Source organism: Phaeobacter sp. LSS9 (genome assembly GCF_003443595.1).
In the GTDB taxonomy this organism is placed as follows: Bacteria; Pseudomonadota; Alphaproteobacteria; order Rhodobacterales; family Rhodobacteraceae; genus Phaeobacter; species Phaeobacter piscinae.
This window is the reverse complement of the sequence record NZ_CP031956.1, coordinates 681,892-700,742: the sequence shown is the minus strand read 5'-3', so window position 1 is coordinate 700,742 and position 18,851 is coordinate 681,892. Positions and strand designations below refer to the sequence as shown.

The following is an 18,851-nucleotide window of genomic DNA, read 5'->3' as shown; positions in this document are numbered from 1 at the left end:
AGGCAATTAGCCGAGGAACCCGATCTGCAGGTTCTGATACATGCCCCAGAGCGCGGTCACAAAAATCGCGACCATCCCCACCAGCTGGATGAACAACCGGGTGATGGTCAGTTGCCGGGCCAGGGTTTCCCCCGCCAGCCCCTCACGATGGATGCGACGCGCCGAACTCCAGTTAATTAGGCCGACGATCGCCATGGGAAAGGCCAGAAGAAACACCGCCTGGGCAAATTCCACCCCATAATAGAACCCCAGCATCCCCAGCATCGCGAGCACAAAGCAGGTCATCCCCAGAACCCAATGGCCCGACACCTCGGTGATATACATCATCCGGTTCACATTGACGCGGGTGATGGCCTCCAGATCCAGCGCAGCCTGCCCGCCTTGCTTGCGGGCGCGATAGACCATGTCAAACGGCACCCCCATCACCCAATGGCTGGCGGAGGACCAGACCACGGCCAGCGCGATCCAGTACCACAGGTTGGAAAAGGACCGCAGATCAATCAGCTCGGTCAAGGTATGAAACAGATCCACTGCGCGGCCCTTCTCTCGTCCAGTCTGTGCGCCCCTATATCCCCTGCGTCGCGCGCCGGCACAAGGGGTGGCCCCGTCCGACCAGAGGATGGGGGGCCATGGCGCGGCGAATCTGTCACTTGTCGCCGCCGTCATTCCATGTCACCCAAAGGGTCAACTGCGACCGCTCGCCGGATCGCACCCCTGATCTGCGAGGACCCGATGAAGCCGACCGTCGCCCCTTTTCCCGCTGCCCGCCCCCGCCGTTTGCGCAGCGCCCCTGCTCTGCGCAATCTGGTGCGCGAGACCACGTTGACCAGCGATGATCTGATCTGGCCGGTGTTTGTACGCGATGGCGACGCGATTGAGGAGCCGATCCCCTCCATGCCAGGGGTCACCCGGCGCAGCATCGACAAGGTGGTGGACGCCGCGATTGAGGCGCAGGCGCTTGGCATCCCGGCGATCTGCCTGTTTCCCTATACCGACCCCGCGCTCAAGACCGAGGATTGCGCCGAGGCCTGGAGCCCGGACAATCTGGTTAACAGGGCCATTCGTGCCATTAAATCTGCCGCGCCGAACATAGCGGTGATGACTGATGTGGCGCTGGATCCCTATAATATCAACGGGCACGACGGCTATGTGGTGGACGGTGAGATCGTCAATGACGAAACCGTCGAGGCGCTGGTGAAGATGACAGTGGCCCAGGCCGATGCCGGCGCCGATATCATCGGTCCTTCGGATATGATGGATGGCCGGATCGGAGCCATGCGCCGCGCGCTGGAGGCCGCAGGTCACCGCAATGTCACCATCCTCTCCTATGCCGCCAAATATGCCTCTGCCTATTATGGCCCGTTCCGCGATGCCGTCGGTGCCTCCGGCGCGCTGAAGGGCGACAAGAAAACCTATCAGATGGACCCCGGCAACACTGATGAGGCCCTGCGCATGATCGAACGCGATCTGACAGAGGGCGCAGATATGGTGATGATCAAACCCGGTCTTGCCTATCTCGACATCTGCCAGCGGGTGAAATCCACTTTCGGCGCGCCTACGTTTGCCTATCAGGTCTCTGGCGAATACGCGATGATTGAGGCCGCCGCCCAGAACGGGTGGATCGATGGCGAGCGTATCATGATGGAGAGCTTGATGGCCTTCAAACGCGCAGGCTGTGATGGGGTGTTGACCTATTACGCACCGGCAGCTGCACGGCTGCTGAATGGCTAGGTGACACTGGCGGCACCACCGGACCCGCAGCCTGAGCAATCACGCAAAATTGCCGGCAGGAAGCCGCTGATTGCACCTGTCTCAGTGATGACAGGCGGCAGCTTTCCGCGTATACCTTGCCGCAGAGCCAGAAAACTGGCCGCAATTGAACAGTGACAGGCCGAGACAATAGCCCCGCGCGGCCCCGGCCCCAGATAACAGGCAACTCAAGATGAGCAGTTCTAATTCTTCCCGTTTGACCCGGCGTGGCTTTGCGCTTGGCGCGCTGGCTGGTGCTGGTGTCACCGCCGCATGTGGCAATGGTATCGGAAACAGCAACGCCTCCACCATCGACGCCCGCGTCGATGCGACCCTCAGCCAGATGTACAGCCAGTACCCCGGCGCCGTCACCCTGGCTGAGAAATCAACCGGCATGCTGGTGATGCCGCTGGTGACAGAGGCTGGCTTCTTCGTCGGCGGTGCCTTTGGTCGTGGCGCCCTGCGCATTGATGGCGTGACGGTCGACTATTATTCCACGGTAAAGGGCAACGCAGGTCTGCAAATCGGCGCCCAGCAATATGCCCATGTGCTGTTCTTCATGACGCAGGACGCACTCTCCAACTTCCGCCGCTCATCCGGCTGGGCCGCAGGCGCCGATCTGGAGTATGTGATCCGCGACGAGGGGGACTCGCTGGCCGCGGACACCAATACGCTGAACAGCCCGGTTCTGGCCGCTGTCTTCGGTCAGGCAGGCCTGCGCCTAGGTGCCACGCTGGAAGGCACCAAGTATACCCGGATCATCCCCTGATCCGACCCGGCTGCGTGCCGTAAGATCCGATTTATCTTCTGGCTGAAAATATCACCGCCGGAAGCATGGCCTTTCCGTCAGGAAAGGCCATTATTATTACGTGCCTTTGCTTACTCAAACGTCTTCAAACGTTTGAACAGGCTGGAAGTATCCCAGCGCCCGCCGCCCAGTTTCTGCACCTCTTTGTAGAACTGATCGACCAGAGCGGTCACCGGCAGGCTGGCCCCGGTCTCCTCCGCCGCATCAAGGCAGATGCCCAGATCCTTGCGCATCCAGTCAACCGCAAACCCATGCTCAAAATGGTCGTCCAGCATGGTCTCATGCCGGTTGGCCATCTGCCAGCTGCCTGCAGCGCCCTGGCTGATCACCTCGACGACCGCGCGGCCATCCAGCCCGGCCTTTTCAGCGAAATGCAGGGCCTCGCTGAGCCCCTGAACCAACCCGGCAATCGCAATCTGATTGCACATCTTGGTCATCTGACCAGCGCCGCTTTCGCCGATCCGGCGGCAGATCCGAGCGTAAGCTGCGATAATCGGCTCGGCCTTGTCGTAGGCCGCCTGATCGCCGCCGCACATAACTGAAAGCACACCGTTTTGCGCCCCGGCCTGACCGCCGGAAATCGGCGCATCAACAAAAGACAGCCCCAGATCCGCCGCCGCCGTGTTCAGCTCGCGGGTCACCTTCGCCGACACCGTTGTATGGTCCACGAAAATCGCACCCGCATCCATACCGCTAAAGGCCCCGGCATCGCCAAGGCACACGCTGCGCAAATCATCGTCATTGCCAACGCAGGCCATCACGAACTCCGCGCCCGCTGCCGCCTCTCGTGGTGTCGCAGCGGCGGTGCCAGTATGCTCCTTTGCCCAGGCTTCCGCCTTTGCTGCGGTGCGGTTGTAGACTGTCACCTCATGTCCGGCAGCGGCCAGATGACCTGCCATCGGATAGCCCATCACTCCCAAACCCAAGAATGCAACCTTCGCCATCTGCTTTCCCCCTGATGCGTCTTGCCCTATGTTGGCGCCACCCTAACAGCCGCGCCGCCCGGTGCAATCTGCGAGGGCGAGAAACTGCGCCGTAACCGGGCCAATAACGTCGAAAAACTGAGGAAACGCACCACCGATGGGACTTCTCTTTCGCTGGCTTCTGCGCCTTGCCGCCGCTTTGATTCTACTCTTGGTGATGGGGCTTGGACTGGTCTATTTCCTCGCGGCGCAATCACTGCCGGATTACAATAAGGAGATCACCCTGCCCGGCCTGCTGGCGCCGGTGGAAATTGTGCGTGATAACGCCAATGTGCCGCATATTTTCGGCAGCTATGGCGCCAGCGACGAGGATGTCTATTTTGGCCTCGGCTATGCCCATGCCCAGGACCGCCTGTGGCAGATGACCACGATGCGACGCACCGCTATGGGCCGCCTGTCAGAGATCTTCGGCAGTCGCACGCTGCAGGTCGACACGCTGATCCGCCGCCTCGATATCTACCGTCTGGCGCAGCAATCCGTCGCCGCCCAGACCCCCGAAACCATGACCGCGCTGCGCGCCTATTCTGCCGGGGTCAACGCACGCCTGCAGGAAATCAATGAGGACGCACTGGGGCGCGGCGCACCGGAGATGTTCCTCTTTAACGTCCCAATGGCGCCGTGGCAGCCTGCTGACAGCATTGCGGTGATGAAGTTGATGGGGCTGAAACTCTCCGGTCATATGCAGGAAGAAATCCTGCGCGCCCGTACCTCTCTGGCGTTGCCCGATCCCGAACGGTTGAAGGATATTCTGCCGGATGCGCCGGGCAACGGTGTTGCCGCGCTGCCGGAATATGCGGCGCTGTTTCCGGACCTGCCGCGCCATGCCAGCGCCAGCACGGACATCAGCCAGGCCGTGCCCTTCATGCCGATTGCCCCCCGTGGGCTGGCGGGCGCATCAAATGCCTGGGCTGCCGCCCCAAGTCGGTCTGCCGCAGGCGGCACGCTGTTGGCCAACGACCCCCATCTGGAGCTGACCGCCCCCGGCGTGTGGTATCTGGCGCGGCTGGAACTGGGCACCGGCGGTGTGATCGGCGCCACCATTCCCGGCATCCCCGCTGTCATCTCCGGCCGTTCGGACCTGCTGGGCTGGGGCGTGACCTCCTCTTACATGGATGATCAGGATCTGTTCATCGAACAGCTGAACCCCGACAATGCCGAGGAATACAAAACCGCCGACGGTTACAAGCGCTTCACCAGCCGCCCCTCGATCATCAACATCAAGGACGAAACCCCGGTCACCCTGACCCTGCGCTGGACCGACAATGGCCCGGTTCTGCCCCGGTCCCTGTTTGATCTCGCGGCAATCACGCCGCCGGGTCATGTTGTCAGCCTTGGCTGGACGGGCCTCAGCGCTGAGGACACCTCCATCAGCGCCGCGCTTGAGCTGATGCGTGCGAACTCCGTGGCTCAGGCGATTGAGATCAGCGAAGGCTATATCGCCCCCTCGCAGAACCTGACCCTTGCCGACAAGACGACTGTTGCGCTGAAAACCGTTGGCGCCATTCCGCAGCGTGACGCCCGCCATCAGAGCCAGGGCCGGATGCCCAGCCAAGGCTGGCGGAGCGAGAACCAATGGCAGGGCCGCGCGCCTTATGCTGCCAATCCCGAGTTTGTCTCCCCCATTGGGGGCATCCTCGGAAACACCAACAACAAGCTGCTTGAACGCCCGTTTCCCAATCACGTCTCTTACACTTGGGGCGATACCCAGCGCATCAATCGCTGGAAGAAGCTGATGCAGGACCGGCAGGTCCACACCCGTGACAGCTTCATCGAGGCACAGCTTGACACCGTCTCCTATACCGCCCGCAGCCTGTTGCCACTGATTGGCGCCGATCTGTGGTTCACCGGCGAAGCCGCGCCCGAAGGCACCCGTGAGCGGCAGCGCCAGATTGCACTGACGCTGCTGTCGGAGTGGAACGGCGAAATGAACGAACATCTGCCAGAGCCGCTGATCTATGCCGCCTGGGTGCGGGCTTTGCAAAAACGTCTGATCACAGACGACCTTGGGCCACTGGCCGCTGAGTTTACGCAAGTGGACCCGCTATTCCTTGAGCGGGTGTTCCGCGATGTGGAGGGGGCATCGGCCTGGTGCGATATCCGCCAAAGTGCTCCCACCGAAACCTGTAGTGAGCTGGCTCGTCTGGCGCTGGACGATGCACTGATCTGGATCGAAGAGACCTATGGTAACGCCTTGGAATCACTGCGTTGGGGTGATGCACATCAGGCGACACAGAACCACGAGGTGCTGGGGGATGTACCGCTGTTGCGGGTGTTCGTGAATATTCGCCAGTCCACCAGCGGTGGCGACAATACACTGCAACGGGGGCGCACCTCTGGTGAGGGGACGCACCCGTTCCGCAATGTGCACGCCGCAGGCTATCGGGGGGTCTATGATTTTGCTGATCCCGATAGTTCGGTCTTCATCATCGCCACCGGCCAATCCGGGCACTTCCTGTCAAGTTACTATGACGACATGTCCCAGCTCTGGCGGCGGGGAGAATATATCCCGATGTCACTGGATGAGGATCTGGCCCGCGCAGCCGCCGTTGGTGTCACGCGCCTGATCCCGGCAACCGGCACCGAGTGACCGCAGCGGAAACCATCCTTAACCGCCTGCAGTAAAACAAAAACCCCCGCTACCGAATGGGCTGCGGGAGTTTCTTGATGTCCTGCCAGAAACGCTGATTAGAGCGCAGCGAAACGGTTTTTCTGGGTCTCGGTCCACAGAACCGTCAATTCGAACCCGGTCTCTGTCTGGGTTTCGCTTTGCACCACATCCTGCTCAAACAGCCAGGCACGTTGTTTGCCTTGCGCAAATGTCAGGGTGATCTCATCTTCATGGCGGATCAAACGCAGCTTTGCCGTGATATCCGCAAGCAGATCCTCCAGCCCCTCACCGCTGATCGCAGAGATGGCGTGGATGCCCTCTTCACGCTCCGCGCGCTGGCGGCGGGCCTCAACCTGTTCATCGTCCAGCAGATCCAGCTTGTTCCAGACCTCCAACCGCGCGCGGCTGTCATCAACCCCGAGAGAGGTCAGAATGCTCTCGACATCTGCGGCTTGGTTCTGGGTCTCGTCATGGCTGATGTCGCGCACATGCACGACCACATCAGCGGCCAGCACCTCTTCCAGCGTGGCGCGGAAGGCCGCAACCAACTCCGTCGGCAGATCCGAGATAAAACCAACGGTGTCAGACAGGATGATTTCCGGCCCATCCGGCAGCTGCACCCGGCGCATTGTTGGGTCCAAAGTGGCAAAGAGCATGTCCTTCGCCATCACCTCTGCGCCGGTTAACCGATTGAACAACGTGGATTTTCCGGCGTTGGTATAGCCGACCAGTGCCACAATCGGATAGGGGATTTTCGCCCGTGCCGCACGATGCAGGGTCCGGGTTTTGACCACCTTGTCGAGCTGACGACGCAAGCGCACCAGCTGTTCGTCAATGGCACGACGGTCCGCCTCAATCTGGGTTTCGCCGGGACCACCGACAAAGCCAAGCCCGCCCCGTTGACGTTCCAGGTGGGTCCAAGCCCGCACCAACCGCGTCCGCTGATAGCTGAGCGCCGCCATCTCCACCTGCAGCACGCCTTCACGGGTGCGCGCACGATCCGAGAAAATCTCAAGGATCAGCCCGGTCCGGTCGAGGATCTTGACCTTCCAGGCCTTCTCCAGATTGCGCTGCTGCACCGGTGATACCGGGCCATCAATCAACACCAGTTCCACCTCTTCATCATGGAACAGCGTTTTCAACTCATCGATTTTACCCGATCCAAACAACATCCCCGCATGCGCCTTTGGCAGGCGCACAACATCGGAGCCGATCACCTCAATGTCGGGCAAGGCCTCCGCCAGGGAAACGCCCTCCGCAAGGGCGGACACCGGGTCGCGGCGGTCGCGGTCTGATTTGATATCGGGATGCACCACCCAGGCACGGGTGGGCGTCCTATCATGCTCCATCAAGAGGCGTCTTCACCTTCATAAAGGCTGATCGGCTGGGCAGGCATGATCGTCGAGATGGCGTGTTTGTAAACCAGTTGCGACTGCCCGTCCCGACGCAGCAGGACACAGAAATTGTCAAACCATGTGATCACACCCTGCAACTTTACGCCGTTGATCAGAAAGATGGTGACCGGAACCTTGGTTTTACGAACGTGGTTCAGGAAGGCATCCTGAAGATTCTGTCTGTCCGAAGCCATTATTATTATCTCGCCTTTGTTCTTGTCGCGCTGCGGACCAGCGCCCTGTTAATGAATACTATGAACGCAGATAGTCGGAGTTTCCACCCGAAAATTACTCATATGACATTCACGGTAACCATGATTGATCAACTGCGCCAGAGGTTTGGTGTCATCAGCGCAATGATCGCCAGAGTTTCCAGCCGCCCCAGCACCATGGCAAAGCACAGGATCAGCTTTGCAGTGGCCGTCAGATGGATGAGCGCGATGGGTTCGGACCCTGCGATTTCAGTCAGCGGCCCTGTGGTTGAGAGTGTCGCAATGGTCAGAATCAGCGCCTGCTCAAAATCAGACCCCACGGCCGCCAGGCTGATGCTGATCACTGCCAGCGACAGCGCAAACAGCATGAAAAACACCCAGGCCACAAAGGCGCCATTGCGTTGCAACCTCCGGTTTCCCTTGCCCTCATTGCTGACGGACGATGGATGGACCAGCCGTTCCATCTCCCGCAACCCATTGAGGTAGAGCGCATAAACCCGCAGCAGCTTCACACCGCCCGCCGTGGTTGCCACGCCACCACCAATCACCGCCAGCCCCAGAAGGATCATGCCCGGTGTATTCAGCCCCGACCATTGCCGCGCAGTTTCCCAATCCGCGCTTTCAAACCCGGTGGTCGACAGGAATGACAGAACGGTAAACGTCGCTCCCCACCAGGAGTGCAGCCCCTGCACCAGATCGCTGGTGGTCGCGACATCAAAACTGGCGATCCAATGGCGCAGAAACAGCAACAGCGGCACGCCAAAGACGATCAGAAGGCCGATGCGGAACTCAGGATCCCTATCCAGTCGGCTATGGCCACTGGTCACCGTATCGGTGGAAAAAGTCAGCCGCGACAGGGCAAAGAACATGAACAGGAACATCACCATTTCGCCGCCAAGCCCGCTGGCACCATTCTCCACCCCGCCAACGGCCGAAATGCCCGAGGTGGCCAGCACCGACATCGCATGACCAAGCGCGACCAAGGCCGTCTCACCGGTGACGATCAGCAAAATCCACAGCACCAGTGTCAGCCCGGCATAAAGCGGCGCGAGGGTTTTGGTCACCACCACCAGCTTGCGACGCGGATCCGCGCGCTGCATGTGCAGGGGTGTTTCGGTGCCCCGCCCCGGCTCGCCCCTTGCGGTAACCTCAAACCCGCCCAGCGACAGCGGGGCGAGAATGGCCGAGGCCGCCACCCACATCAGCAGCCCCCCAAGCCAGCCAACCATGGCGCGCCACAGATGTACGCTGGGCGGCAACCGGTTCGGGTCGGCAAATACATCCGCACCCGTTGTTGTTATGGCGCTGACCATGTCGAAATATGCATTGAGATAGCTGGTATTCCCCAAGGCATCCTGCACCGGAACGGCCAGAAACGCAGGCAGCACGGCAAAGCTGGCCAGCAGCGAGGTCAATTGCCCCGGCATACTGTAGCGCGGCACGCGGTTGCCCATCGACAGCCCGACCAGCACAACGACGATCAGCCCTACAACGCCAGAGTAGAAGAAGCTGCGCGAGGTCTGATGATCATCAAGGATCAGCGCGTGGATGGCCGGCACCCACATCGCCAGCGCCGCCACCAACAGGATCAGCAGAAACAGCGGCAGGCGCAGGAGACCCCGTGTCCTCTCCTGCGAGGGTTTGCGGTTCCGCGACATCCTAGAAGAAGTCAATCGAGACCTGCATCAGGCGCTCGACCTCGGGCACATCCGCGGCCATGGCAAAGAGGGCAATCACATCGCCCTCCTCAATCCGCATGCCGCCAGTTGGGCGCATCACCACACCGTTTTTGCTGACGGCGCCCACCAGCACACCTTCAGGGAAATCGATATCTCGGATCATCTGCCCGGCCATCGGAGAGGTTGACATCACCTCGGCCTCGATCACCTCTGCTTCGGCGTCGCCGATCGAATAGACCTGTCGCACCCGGCCATAGCGAATGTGGCGCAGGATCGAGCTTACGGTGGTGGCGCGCGGGTTGATATAAGCATCAATGCCCAAGGGTGCCATCAGCGGCACAAGTGTCGGATCATTGATCAGCGCAATAGCCAGAGGGCAGCCCTCGGCCTTCGCGCGCACAGCGGCCAGCATGTTGACCTTATCGTCATCGGTCACCGCCAGCATGGCGTCAGCGCGGTCGATCCCCGCCTCAATCATCAGGCTACGGTCCAGGCCATCGCCGTTCAGCACGATTGTCCGTTCCAGCGTCTCCGCCGCACGTTCGGCGCATTTGCGGTTCCGCTCAATCATCTTGGCGCGGGTGCGCCCTGTGCGGGATTCCAGAGCCTTCGCCACTTCAAGGCCGACATTGCCGCCGCCCACGATCACCACGCGATCCTGGCGTTTCTGTTGTTTGCCAAAGACTTCGATGGTGCGGCTCACATCATCCACATGGGCAAACACATAAGCACTGTCGCCGACGAAGAGCTGGTCGCCCGGTTCCGGTGCAAACAGGCTGCCGTCCCGGCGAATGCCCACAACGATGGCGCGCAGGGTCGAAAACAGGTCGGTCAGCTGACGCAGCGGCGTGTTGACGACAGGACAATCCTCATCGATCTGCACCCCAAGCAGCTGCGCGCCGCCTTCCATAAACATCTCGGTGTCAAAAGCAGCCGGCGCCGACAGGCGTTGCATCGCCGCGGCGGCCACCTCGCGCTCGGGGCTGATCACCACATCAATCGGCAGATGGTCCCGCCGATACAAATCAGAGTAAATCGCTTCCAGATAGCTCTTGGAGCGCAGCCGCGCGATCTTGCGCTGGATGGAAAACACCGAATGCGCCACCTGGCAGGTGACCATATTCACCTCATCCGAATGGGTGGCCGCGATGATCATATCCGCGTCCCGCGCCCCGGCCCGGGTTAGCACATCCGGATAGGAGGCAAACCCCGCAATCCCCTGAACATCCAGCGTATCCGTCGCGCGACGCACCAGATCAGGGTTGTTATCCACCACCGTCACGTCGTTGTGCTCACCCGACAGGTGGCGGGCGATCTGCCAGCCGACCTGACCTGCGCCACAAATAATTACTTTCATGTGCTTGTCCCTCGGGGCGCTGATACGCGCAATCGCCGGTTTTGAATGACAGAAGCCGCAGTAACGGTCAATTCAATTGTCTTGCCGAGGAATTTGCAGCACAATCACAGGATGTTCTTCGCAAAACATACGTTTGCCGCACTGTTGCTGGTCTCGGGTATGGCGGCCTGCGGACCGGTTCCGGTCTATTACCGCGCGGGCGCGGATGTGGCCCGACGCGACGCGGATCTGCTATCCTGCGAGGTCAGCGCCCTGCGGGATGCACCGGTCGCGACCCAGATTCGACAGCACCCGCCCATCTATCGTCCAGGCGGTGAAATCTGCCGCAATGGGCGCTGCTATCACCGTGCGGGCTATTGGGAGGACGGCGGCATCTATACCGTCGACGTCAACGCAGATCTGCGCGGGCGGGTGGAGCAGTCCTGCATGGCGTCCAAAGGCTATCAGAGCATCGCCCTAAAACGCTGTCCGCAATCGGTGGCGGATGCCGTGGGTAGCCGCCGTGCATCGACGCTTCCTACGTTGACCCAGACATCCTGCGCAATTGCGCGACGCGGACAGGCCCCTCAGATCGTCGCTACGGCTCCCTGACTTGTCGGCACATTAAAGGTTGCCGACAAAGCCTTAATATATAACAGAACTCGCGTGGATACAGCCTGTCTCAGGCCATATCCTCCTCAGTTTCTTTCTCAACATGGGCAATTCGCGCGCCCGCCTTGTTGGAGGTCACCACCCCCAGCGATTTCAGCTTGCGGTGCAACGCAGACCGTTCCATCCCGACAAAGGACGCGGTGCGGCTGATATTGCCGCCAAATCGGTTGATCTGTGTGAGCAGATACTCCCGCTCAAACGCCTCACGCGCCTCCCGCAATGGCAGGGTAGCAAGCGCGCCAGACAGCACGACCCGGCTCTGATCTTCCACCGCTTCCTCTTCACGCGGCAGATCTTTCGGCTCTATCGGGCCGCTGTTTTCACCAAGGATCAGAACACGTTCCACCATGTTCTTCAACTGACGCACATTGCCCGGCCACAGCATAGTCTGCATCAGCGCGACGGCATCTTCGCTCAGCCTGCGAAGCGGCAGGCCCTGGCTCTGGTTGAACTGCGCAATGAAATGATCCGCCAGCAGCGGGATATCCTCGCGCCGGTCTGCCAGTGACGGAACCGGGATCGGCACCACATTCAGGCGATGATAAAGCTCCTGACGGAAGCGATCCGCCTCAATCTCGCGTTCCAAGTCCTTGTTGGTCGCGGAGATAACCCGCAGATCGACGCGCACCTTGTCAGAGCCTCCGACCCGCTGGAACTGCTGATCAACCAGCACGCGCAGGATCTTAGACTGGGTGCCAAGCGGCATATCCGCCACCTCATCAAAGAAGACGACGCCGCCATGTGCCTGCTCCAGAAGACCCGGCTCAATCCCGCGCTCGGTACTTTCGCGGCCAAACAGCACCTCTTCCATCCGGTCGGGTTCAATGCTGGCGCAGTTCACCGTCACAAAAGGCGCTGAGGCGCGGTTCGACTGGGTGTGGATATACCGCGCGGCGATTTCCTTGCCGCTGCCCGCAGGCCCGGTCAGCATCACCCGCCCATTGGATTTGGTCACCTTATCCAGCTGGCTGACCAACGCGCGATAGGCGGCGGAGGCGCCGATCATCTCGCTGGCGCCGGAGTCCTGACGTTTCAGATCCGTGTTCTCGCGACGCAGCTTTGAGGTTTCCATCGCGCGGCGAATAACGACCAGCAACTGATCAATATTAAACGGTTTTTCAATAAAGTCATAGGCGCCCTGCTTGATCGCCGCGACCGCGATCTCGATATTGCCATGACCTGAAATGATCACCACGGGGATCTCTGGATTGTCCCGCTTCACGACTTTCAGAATGTCGATGCCGTCCATCTGGCTGTCCTTCAGCCAGATATCGAGCACCATGAGCGCGGGCGGCGCCTCATTCAGCGCGGCCATGCATTCCTCGGAACTGCCAGCCTTGCGCGTCGCGTAGCCTTCATCCTCAAGGATATCAGAAACCAGCTCACGGATGTCGCGTTCATCGTCAACAATCAGAATGTCACTCATGTCAGACCTGCTTTCACTGTACTCTTATGATGGTCTGCCGCCTCATGTGCAGCAGGCAGGCGGATCACAGCCATGGCCCCGTAATGGGCCTGACCGTCGAAAACCGGCGCATCTTCCAGCACCAGTGTTCCGCCGTGTTCTTCGATAATTTTCTTGACGATCGGCAGGCCAAGACCTGTGCCTTCGTCGCGGGTGGTCACATAGGGTTCGAACAAACGGGCACGGTCTTCTGGCAGACCGATGCCATTGTCGGCGATGGTGACCTCATAGCCGGATTTCGTCGGACTTACAGCGATGCGGATTTCAGGATCAAGATCCGCAACTGTGCCTTTTTGTTTCAGTGTTTCAACGGCTTCGCCTGCATTCTTGATTAAATTGGTCAAGGCCTGGCCAATCATCGTCGCGTCCAGATCCGCCAGCATCGGCTCCGTCGGCAGATCCGCGACAATACGCAGATCGGGCTGACCGGCCTTTTGCAGGGTCACCGCCTCGCGCAGCAACTTCACCAGATCTTCCTCACGCCGCTCGGGTTCCGGCATGCGGGCAAACTTGGAAAACTCATCAACAATACGGCGCAAGTCATTGGTTTGACGTACAATCACATCTGTCATGGATTGCAGAAGATCGCTGTTTTCTTCGCCCAGCTTGGGCGCAAATTTGCGTTTGATGCGCTCGGCACTCAGCTGGATCGGTGTCAGTGGGTTCTTGATCTCATGGGCAATCCGGCGCGCAACATCGCCCCAGGCCGCCATCCGCTGGGCACTGACCAGATCCGTGACATCGTCAAAGGCCACCACATAGCCTTCAAGCCGGTCTTCCTCGCTCCGCCGGGGGGACATCCGCACCAGAAGGTTCTCCAGCTGCCCCTGACGGGTCACTTTTATCTCGCCCTGTACCACATCGGCGCCAGTTTCGGTCAGCTCCTGAAACAGCGGTCCGAACTCCGGCACGGCCACCGCCAGGGCCAGCGACTGGCGATCACCGCTCCAACCCAAGAGCCGCTCCGCAGACCGGTTCACAAATGTGACGCGCCCCTCAGAATCCAGCCCCACCACGCCAGAGGTCACCGACATCAGCACGGAATCAAACAACCGGCGGCGGCGTTCAATCTGATGGGTGTTTTCCAGCAGCGTGTCGCGCTGTTCCCGCAGCTCCAGTGTCATCTGGTTGAAGTAGCGACCCAATTGCGAGATCTCGTCATCGCCATCGTCTTCTGGCACCTGCACATTCAAGTTGCCTGCCCCGACGCGCCGCGCCGCAATGGTCAGCCGCCCGACCGGGCGCGACAGCCGCTCGGCAAACCACATGCCCAGCCACATCGCCGCGAGGATCAGGATCACAGCAAAGCCAAGATACAGCAGGACAAAATCAAACAGCACCCGCCCCCGTTCGCTCTCCAACTGCTGATAGAGATGCGCCGTTTCCTTGGTGTCATCCAGGAGGCTCAGCAATTCGCCGTCCACATCCCGGCTGACATAGAGAAACCGGTCGACAAACGCATCCAGCCGCACCAGTGCGCGCAGTTCGCTGTTGTCCCAGTCCTGGATCAGGGTGGCCCCTTCAAAAGAGGCCTGGCTGATATCTGCCGCACGCGGTTCTTCAAAGTCGAACTCGTACGACCGCTCCCCACGGGCGCGAATGGCGCCCGCACCATCCACCACATAGGCCTCTTGCAACCCGCGCTGGATCTGCAATTGGCCCTGTGTCAGCACCTGGCGCAGCTGCCCGTCGCTGATGAAAAAATTACGGTTGCGGCTGTTGTCGATATAGCGCGCCAGCGCCACTGCATCCTCCGAGAGGTCACGCTGCTGCTGGTCCTGATAGGCCTCCGCCGCCGCCAGAGAGCTGCCCACAACCTGCCGCACCCGATCAGAGAACCAGCCTTCAAGGCCAACATTAACCGTCAGCCCGGCAAAAAGCGCCACAATCACGGTGGGCGTCAGCGCCAGAAAGGCGAAGGCCCCGATCAGACGCAGATGCAATCTGGAGCCTGCGGATTTGGCCCGGCGCGCGGCGATCAGGCGTCCCACCTGCGTCAGCACCAAGGCTGCGACTGCCAGCACATAGATCAGATCGGCAAGCAGGATCAGCCGCAGCGACAGCGACGCCACCCCTTGCGAAAACGGGCCGATGATCAAAAATGTCGAAAGCGCCAGCACCGGCCCCAGAACAACCAGCCCGAGCGCGCCAACATTGCGCGCCCTGCGTGTTCTGCGCCACCGGTCAAGGGCCGCAAATGGCCCATATGCCGAGCGAAGATGTGACCTCTGCGCCACGTACTGCCCTCATCCTGATGTGCGACCCTTCTGGTCGACCGCCATATGTCGTGATCATCACCAGCCTGAACGCCGATCCGCCACGGTTCTGTGGCGATATTACATCAGTTTGCGGCGGCGTGTCACCTCAATATCAAGATCTGTAATCTTCTTGCGCAGCGTATTGCGGTTAATGCCAAGTAAATCCGCACATTTTGCCTGATTTCCGCCGGTCATTGCGAGCGATATTTCAATCAACGGGGTCTCAACCTCGCGCATCAGACGGGCATATAGCCCCGGCGGCGGCAGCATATCGCCGTGCAGATCGAAATACCGCTGCAAATGGCGCGCCACTGATTCCGACAGTTTTTCATTGCTGAGTGCGCCGCCTGTCGCCGCCATCGGTTCGCCGCCCGATTGTGCGCCCAGCGCGGCGTTGACTTCGTCGAGGCTGATCTCCTCACTGCGGGCCGTCAACGCCAGACGACGCACCACGTTTTCCAGCTGGCGCACATTGCCCGGCCAAGGAAACTGCCGCAACGGCTCACGGGCCGCCTCGCTCAGCCGACGGTGCGGCGCGCCCTCGTTCTCAGCACGCGTCAGGAAATGCGCGCAGAGCAGGGAGATATCGTCCACGCGGGCACGTAACGCAGGCACCGGCAGCTCGGTGCCGCTGATCCGGTAGTAGAGATCCTGTCGCAGCGTGCCAGCCTCCATCGCCGCAGTGAGATTCTGCTGACTGGTGGCGATAAATCGGGGCTGATGATCCCCCGGCGCATCCATCATCCGCACCACGCGGGCCTGCGCCTCCTCCGCCAGATCCGCCAGCTCATCCAGCAACAGCGTTCCGCCACGGACCTCGGCCAGCAGCTGCGCCGGACCGTCAAGTGACGCCAGATCAGCCGCCTCCGCCCGGACAAACGGTAGCGTGCGGCGGTCCGACAGGTCATGCATAGACCGGGCAATCAGGGATTTTCCGGTGCCGCTTTCACCGGTGATCAGCAGGGGGATATCGGTGTTCATCACCCGCGCGATCAGCCGGTAGAGCGTTTGCATCACCTCGGTGCGCCCGACCAGCGGCAGATCCTCATGGCTCTCGTTCGCGGTCTCCGCCCCATCCGGCGTGGCGCCAGTCTGGGTAGCTGCGCGCAACGCCCCCTGCCCGCTCCGCCTTTCGGTCAGAGCCTTCGCCGTCCGCTTCATCAGCTCCGGCAGATCAAACGGTTTGGGCAGGTAGTCATAGGCTTCCGCCTCCGCCGCCTTGATCGCGGTCATGATGGTGTTCTGCGCCGAAATCACGATCACCGGCAGCCCGGGACGGTCATCAGCAATCTTCGGCAGCATTTCCAGCCCGTTGCCATCCGGCATCATCACATCGGAGATCACGACATCGCCTTTGCCCTCCCCCACCCAACGCATCAGCGTGGTCAGGGAGGAGGTCGCATGGACCTTACACCCGGCACGCGTCAGAGCCTGGGTCAAGACCGTGCGAATTGTGCGATCGTCATCTGCGACCAGAACGGTGCCGTCCATGATGTGCTACTCCTGCCGTGGGGCGTTTGGGATGGGTACGGGACGCGGTGCGGTCGGCACGCGCGACAGTGACAATCGAAAAACCGTCCGGCCGGGTTCGGAATTGACCGAGATCCAGCCTTGATGATCGGCGATGATTTTGCTGACCAGCGCCAACCCCAGTCCGGTGCCATTCTCCCGACCAGAGACAAAGGGATCAAAGATATCGTCGCGAATTGCCTCAGGCAGGCCGGGGCCATCATCCGAAATCTCAATTTGCAGCGGCAACAGCTTGCCGGACCCGTCACTGCGGCGCAGCCGGAAGGAATGTTCATAGAACGTCCGGATCCGAATGGTGCCACCCCCCGGATCCGCGGCCTCAGCTGCGTTCTTCAGAAGATTCAGCACCACCTGCAACAGCTGATCCCCATCTCCCCAGGCCATCGGGAGGGAGGGATCATAATCCTCGATAATTGTCATCTGCGCGCCAAAACCCAAAAGCGCCGAACGGCGGGCGCGGTCCAGCACATCGTGAAGATTGACCTCCTGAAAGGCCGGGACAGAGAGATTGCCGAATTGCTCCACCTGCTCCAACAGCTTCACAATACGTCGGCTTTCGCTGACGATCAGGTCGGTCAACTCCAGATCATCGCCCGACAGCCCCATCGACAACAGCTGCGCAGCCCCGGTGATCCCAGCCAGCGGGTTCTTGATCTCATGGGCCAGCATCTCCGCCATGCCAATCGCAGATTGCGCGGCAGATTTGGCGGAGTGGTTCTGCGTCAGCCGCCCGGCCAGCTCGCGCGGGGAGAGCAGGATCAGCATCCGCCCCTCAACGCCCTGCACCCGCGCCACCTGTACATTGCATTGTAGCGGCGCACGCCCCGGCGCACCAACATCAATGTCATTGACAAACAGGGGCGTACCATTGTCGCGGGCGCGTGCCACCGCCTCGTCGATGGCGGGAGCAATGATCACATGGTGCCAGATCGCCTTCCCCAGCAGCGCCTTGCGCGAGGTATTGAGGAACCCTTCACCAGCGGAGTTCACATCTTCGATCCGGGCCTCTGGATCTATCACAAAGGCCGGCACAGGCAACGAGGCCCAAAGCGCACTATCGGCCCCGTTCCATCCTGTAACCCCCGCAGGGGCCTCCCCCACGTGCCCGGTCATGCTGCCTGCCCTCCCGCCAGGTCGGGGCTGCGATCCGGACCAGCGCCACTGGTCAGCGCATCAGGCAATAGCTTCAGCACCGCCTTAGGGTCTTTGGCCGTGAGCACCTCGCGGCGCAGCGGCGCCGGTGTAGCAGCCTCATCCATATACCAACCCAGATGCTTGCGCGCGACCCGCAGGCCCAGGTCAGTGCCATAGAACGCGATCATCGCCTCATAGTGGGCGCAGACCATCTGAACCAGTTCTGCACCGGTGGGAACATCGGGGACGGCGCTGCCCCAGATGTCATGGGCCACCTCAGCCAGCAGCCAGGGTTTACCCTGCACCCCGCGCCCGATCATCACACCATCCGCGCCAGACTGGGCCAGCGCGCGACGTGCGCTCGCCGTATCGACAATATCGCCATTGGCCAGCAGCGGCACGGTCAGCGCGGTTTTTACGGCAGAGATCGCCTTCCAATCCGCGCTCCCCTTGTAGAACTGACAGCGGGTGCGGCCATGAATGGTGACCATCTGCACGCCCGCATCCTGCGCGCGGCGGGCCACGTCAGCGGCATTGAGGCTATTGTCGTCCCAGCCAAGCCGCGTCTTCAGCGTGACCGGCACCGAAACCGCAGCCACCACCGCCTCAATCAGCGACAGCGCGTGGTCCGGTGTCTTCAGCAGCGCCGAGCCTGAATAGCCATTGGTCACCTTCTTGGCCGGGCAGCCCATATTTATATCAATGACCTTGGCACCCCGGCTCTCCACCTGGCGCGCGGCCTCTGCCATCCAGTAGGCATCGCGCCCGGCAATCTGCACGGCGGTATTCTCGACATCGGCGCTCAGCTCGGCGCGTTCGCGCACACCGGGCTTGGCTTGGACCATCTCCTGACTGGCGACCATCTCGCTTACCATCAGCCCAACACCAAAGCTGCGCACCAGATCGCGAAAGGGACGATCCGTGATTCCGGCCATCGGCGCCAGCGCGATGGGAGGTGTCAGAGAAGTGGAACCGAGAGTGAAGGACAACTGCCTAATCCTTGTGCATATGAAGCGTTTCTAA

General features: G+C 60.9%; 15 protein-coding genes. 4 read left to right on the top strand and 11 right to left on the bottom strand.

What is annotated here, in order from left to right; all coding sequences use genetic code 11:
* Positions 1–6: 6 nt before the first annotated feature.
* On the bottom strand, positions 7–531 hold the full coding sequence (locus D1820_RS03440; RefSeq protein ID WP_040178417.1) for a hypothetical protein: 525 nt from the start codon (positions 529–531) through the stop codon (positions 7–9).
* Between the two features lie 201 nt (positions 532–732).
* On the opposite strand from D1820_RS03440, the gene hemB reads away from it, so the two are divergent.
* Both hemB and D1820_RS03430 read left to right on the top strand, forming a co-directional pair.
* Positions 733–1,731, top strand: coding sequence for a porphobilinogen synthase (gene hemB / locus D1820_RS03435; RefSeq protein ID WP_118070000.1), 999 nt, complete (start codon positions 733–735; stop codon positions 1,729–1,731).
* A 211-nt stretch (positions 1,732–1,942) separates the two neighbouring features.
* A complete protein-coding gene (locus D1820_RS03430; protein ID WP_014879949.1) occupies positions 1,943–2,518 on the top strand; it encodes a YSC84-related protein in 576 nt (191 codons plus the stop codon).
* A gap of 110 nt (positions 2,519–2,628) precedes the next feature.
* Here the strand turns inward: D1820_RS03430 and D1820_RS03425 are convergent, their stop codons facing one another.
* Positions 2,629–3,501 carry an NAD(P)-dependent oxidoreductase gene (locus tag D1820_RS03425; protein ID WP_118067884.1) on the bottom strand — a complete coding sequence of 291 codons (873 nt, stop codon included), beginning with the start codon at positions 3,499–3,501 and terminating at the stop codon, positions 2,629–2,631.
* Between the two features lie 136 nt (positions 3,502–3,637).
* On the opposite strand from D1820_RS03425, the gene D1820_RS03420 reads away from it, so the two are divergent.
* Positions 3,638–6,127, top strand: coding sequence for a penicillin acylase family protein (locus D1820_RS03420; protein ID WP_118067883.1), 2,490 nt, complete (start codon positions 3,638–3,640; stop codon positions 6,125–6,127).
* 98 nt (positions 6,128–6,225) lie between these two features.
* Here D1820_RS03420 and hflX read toward each other — a convergent pair whose 3' ends face one another.
* From hflX to trkA, 4 genes are all read right to left on the bottom strand, one after another.
* Positions 6,226–7,497 (bottom strand): GTPase HflX, encoded by a 1,272-nt coding sequence (hflX, locus tag D1820_RS03415; RefSeq protein ID WP_118067882.1) that lies wholly within the window; start codon positions 7,495–7,497, stop codon positions 6,226–6,228.
* Positions 7,497–7,736 (bottom strand): RNA chaperone Hfq, encoded by a 240-nt coding sequence (gene hfq / locus D1820_RS03410; protein ID WP_008204623.1) that lies wholly within the window; start codon positions 7,734–7,736, stop codon positions 7,497–7,499. The genes hflX and hfq overlap by 1 nt, the downstream gene beginning before the upstream one ends.
* 128 nt (positions 7,737–7,864) lie before the next feature.
* Positions 7,865–9,412, bottom strand: a complete 1,548-nt coding sequence (locus tag D1820_RS03405; protein WP_118067881.1) for a TrkH family potassium uptake protein — start codon at positions 9,410–9,412, stop codon at positions 7,865–7,867.
* A 1-nt stretch (position 9,413) separates the two neighbouring features.
* Complete coding sequence (gene trkA, locus D1820_RS03400) at positions 9,414–10,790, bottom strand: Trk system potassium transporter TrkA (protein ID WP_024097341.1); 1,377 nt, start codon at positions 10,788–10,790, stop codon at positions 9,414–9,416.
* Between the two features lie 45 nt (positions 10,791–10,835).
* Here trkA and D1820_RS03395 point away from each other — a divergent pair, with 45 nt between their 5' ends.
* A complete protein-coding gene (locus D1820_RS03395) occupies positions 10,836–11,381 on the top strand; it encodes a hypothetical protein (protein WP_118067880.1) in 546 nt (181 codons plus the stop codon).
* A gap of 70 nt (positions 11,382–11,451) precedes the next feature.
* Here the strand turns inward: D1820_RS03395 and D1820_RS03390 are convergent, their stop codons facing one another.
* From D1820_RS03390 to dusB, 5 genes are all read right to left on the bottom strand, one after another.
* The gene (locus D1820_RS03390; RefSeq protein WP_118067879.1) at positions 11,452–12,867 is read right to left on the bottom strand and encodes a sigma-54 dependent transcriptional regulator; all 1,416 of its coding nucleotides are present in this window, start codon (positions 12,865–12,867) and stop codon (positions 11,452–11,454) included.
* Positions 12,864–15,143 (bottom strand): PAS domain-containing sensor histidine kinase, encoded by a 2,280-nt coding sequence (locus D1820_RS03385; protein WP_118067878.1) that lies wholly within the window; start codon positions 15,141–15,143, stop codon positions 12,864–12,866. The genes D1820_RS03390 and D1820_RS03385 overlap by 4 nt, the downstream gene beginning before the upstream one ends.
* A 99-nt stretch (positions 15,144–15,242) precedes the next feature.
* Positions 15,243–16,655 carry a response regulator gene (locus D1820_RS03380; protein ID WP_118067877.1) on the bottom strand — a complete coding sequence of 471 codons (1,413 nt, stop codon included), beginning with the start codon at positions 16,653–16,655 and terminating at the stop codon, positions 15,243–15,245.
* 6 nt (positions 16,656–16,661) lie between these two features.
* Positions 16,662–17,807: a nitrogen regulation protein NR(II) gene (locus tag D1820_RS03375; protein ID WP_118067876.1), complete on the bottom strand. Its 1,146-nt coding sequence runs from the start codon at positions 17,805–17,807 to the stop codon at positions 16,662–16,664.
* Positions 17,804–18,817: a tRNA dihydrouridine synthase DusB gene (gene dusB, locus D1820_RS03370; protein ID WP_118067875.1), complete on the bottom strand. Its 1,014-nt coding sequence runs from the start codon at positions 18,815–18,817 to the stop codon at positions 17,804–17,806. The genes D1820_RS03375 and dusB overlap by 4 nt, the downstream gene beginning before the upstream one ends.
* Between the last annotated feature and the right edge of the window lie 34 nt (positions 18,818–18,851).

Bases quoted from the DNA above. Each gene is read 5' to 3' on its own strand.
- hemB (WP_118070000.1), top strand. From the start codon at position 733: ATGAAGCCGACCGTCGCCCCTTTTCCCGCTGCCCGCCCCCGCCGTTTG.
- D1820_RS03430 (WP_014879949.1), top strand. From the start codon at position 1,943: ATGAGCAGTTCTAATTCTTCCCGTTTGACCCGGCGTGGCTTTGCGCTT.
- D1820_RS03425 (WP_118067884.1), bottom strand. From the start codon at position 3,501: ATGGCGAAGGTTGCATTCTTGGGTTTGGGAGTGATGGGCTATCCGATG.
- D1820_RS03420 (WP_118067883.1), top strand. From the start codon at position 3,638: ATGGGACTTCTCTTTCGCTGGCTTCTGCGCCTTGCCGCCGCTTTGATT.
- hflX (WP_118067882.1), bottom strand. From the start codon at position 7,497: ATGGAGCATGATAGGACGCCCACCCGTGCCTGGGTGGTGCATCCCGAT.
- hfq (WP_008204623.1), bottom strand. From the start codon at position 7,736: ATGGCTTCGGACAGACAGAATCTTCAGGATGCCTTCCTGAACCACGTT.
- D1820_RS03405 (WP_118067881.1), bottom strand. From the start codon at position 9,412: ATGTCGCGGAACCGCAAACCCTCGCAGGAGAGGACACGGGGTCTCCTG.
- trkA (WP_024097341.1), bottom strand. From the start codon at position 10,790: ATGAAAGTAATTATTTGTGGCGCAGGTCAGGTCGGCTGGCAGATCGCC.
- D1820_RS03395 (WP_118067880.1), top strand. From the start codon at position 10,836: ATGACAGAAGCCGCAGTAACGGTCAATTCAATTGTCTTGCCGAGGAAT.
- D1820_RS03390 (WP_118067879.1), bottom strand. From the start codon at position 12,867: ATGAGTGACATTCTGATTGTTGACGATGAACGCGACATCCGTGAGCTG.
- D1820_RS03380 (WP_118067877.1), bottom strand. From the start codon at position 16,655: ATGGACGGCACCGTTCTGGTCGCAGATGACGATCGCACAATTCGCACG.
- D1820_RS03375 (WP_118067876.1), bottom strand. From the start codon at position 17,807: ATGACCGGGCACGTGGGGGAGGCCCCTGCGGGGGTTACAGGATGGAAC.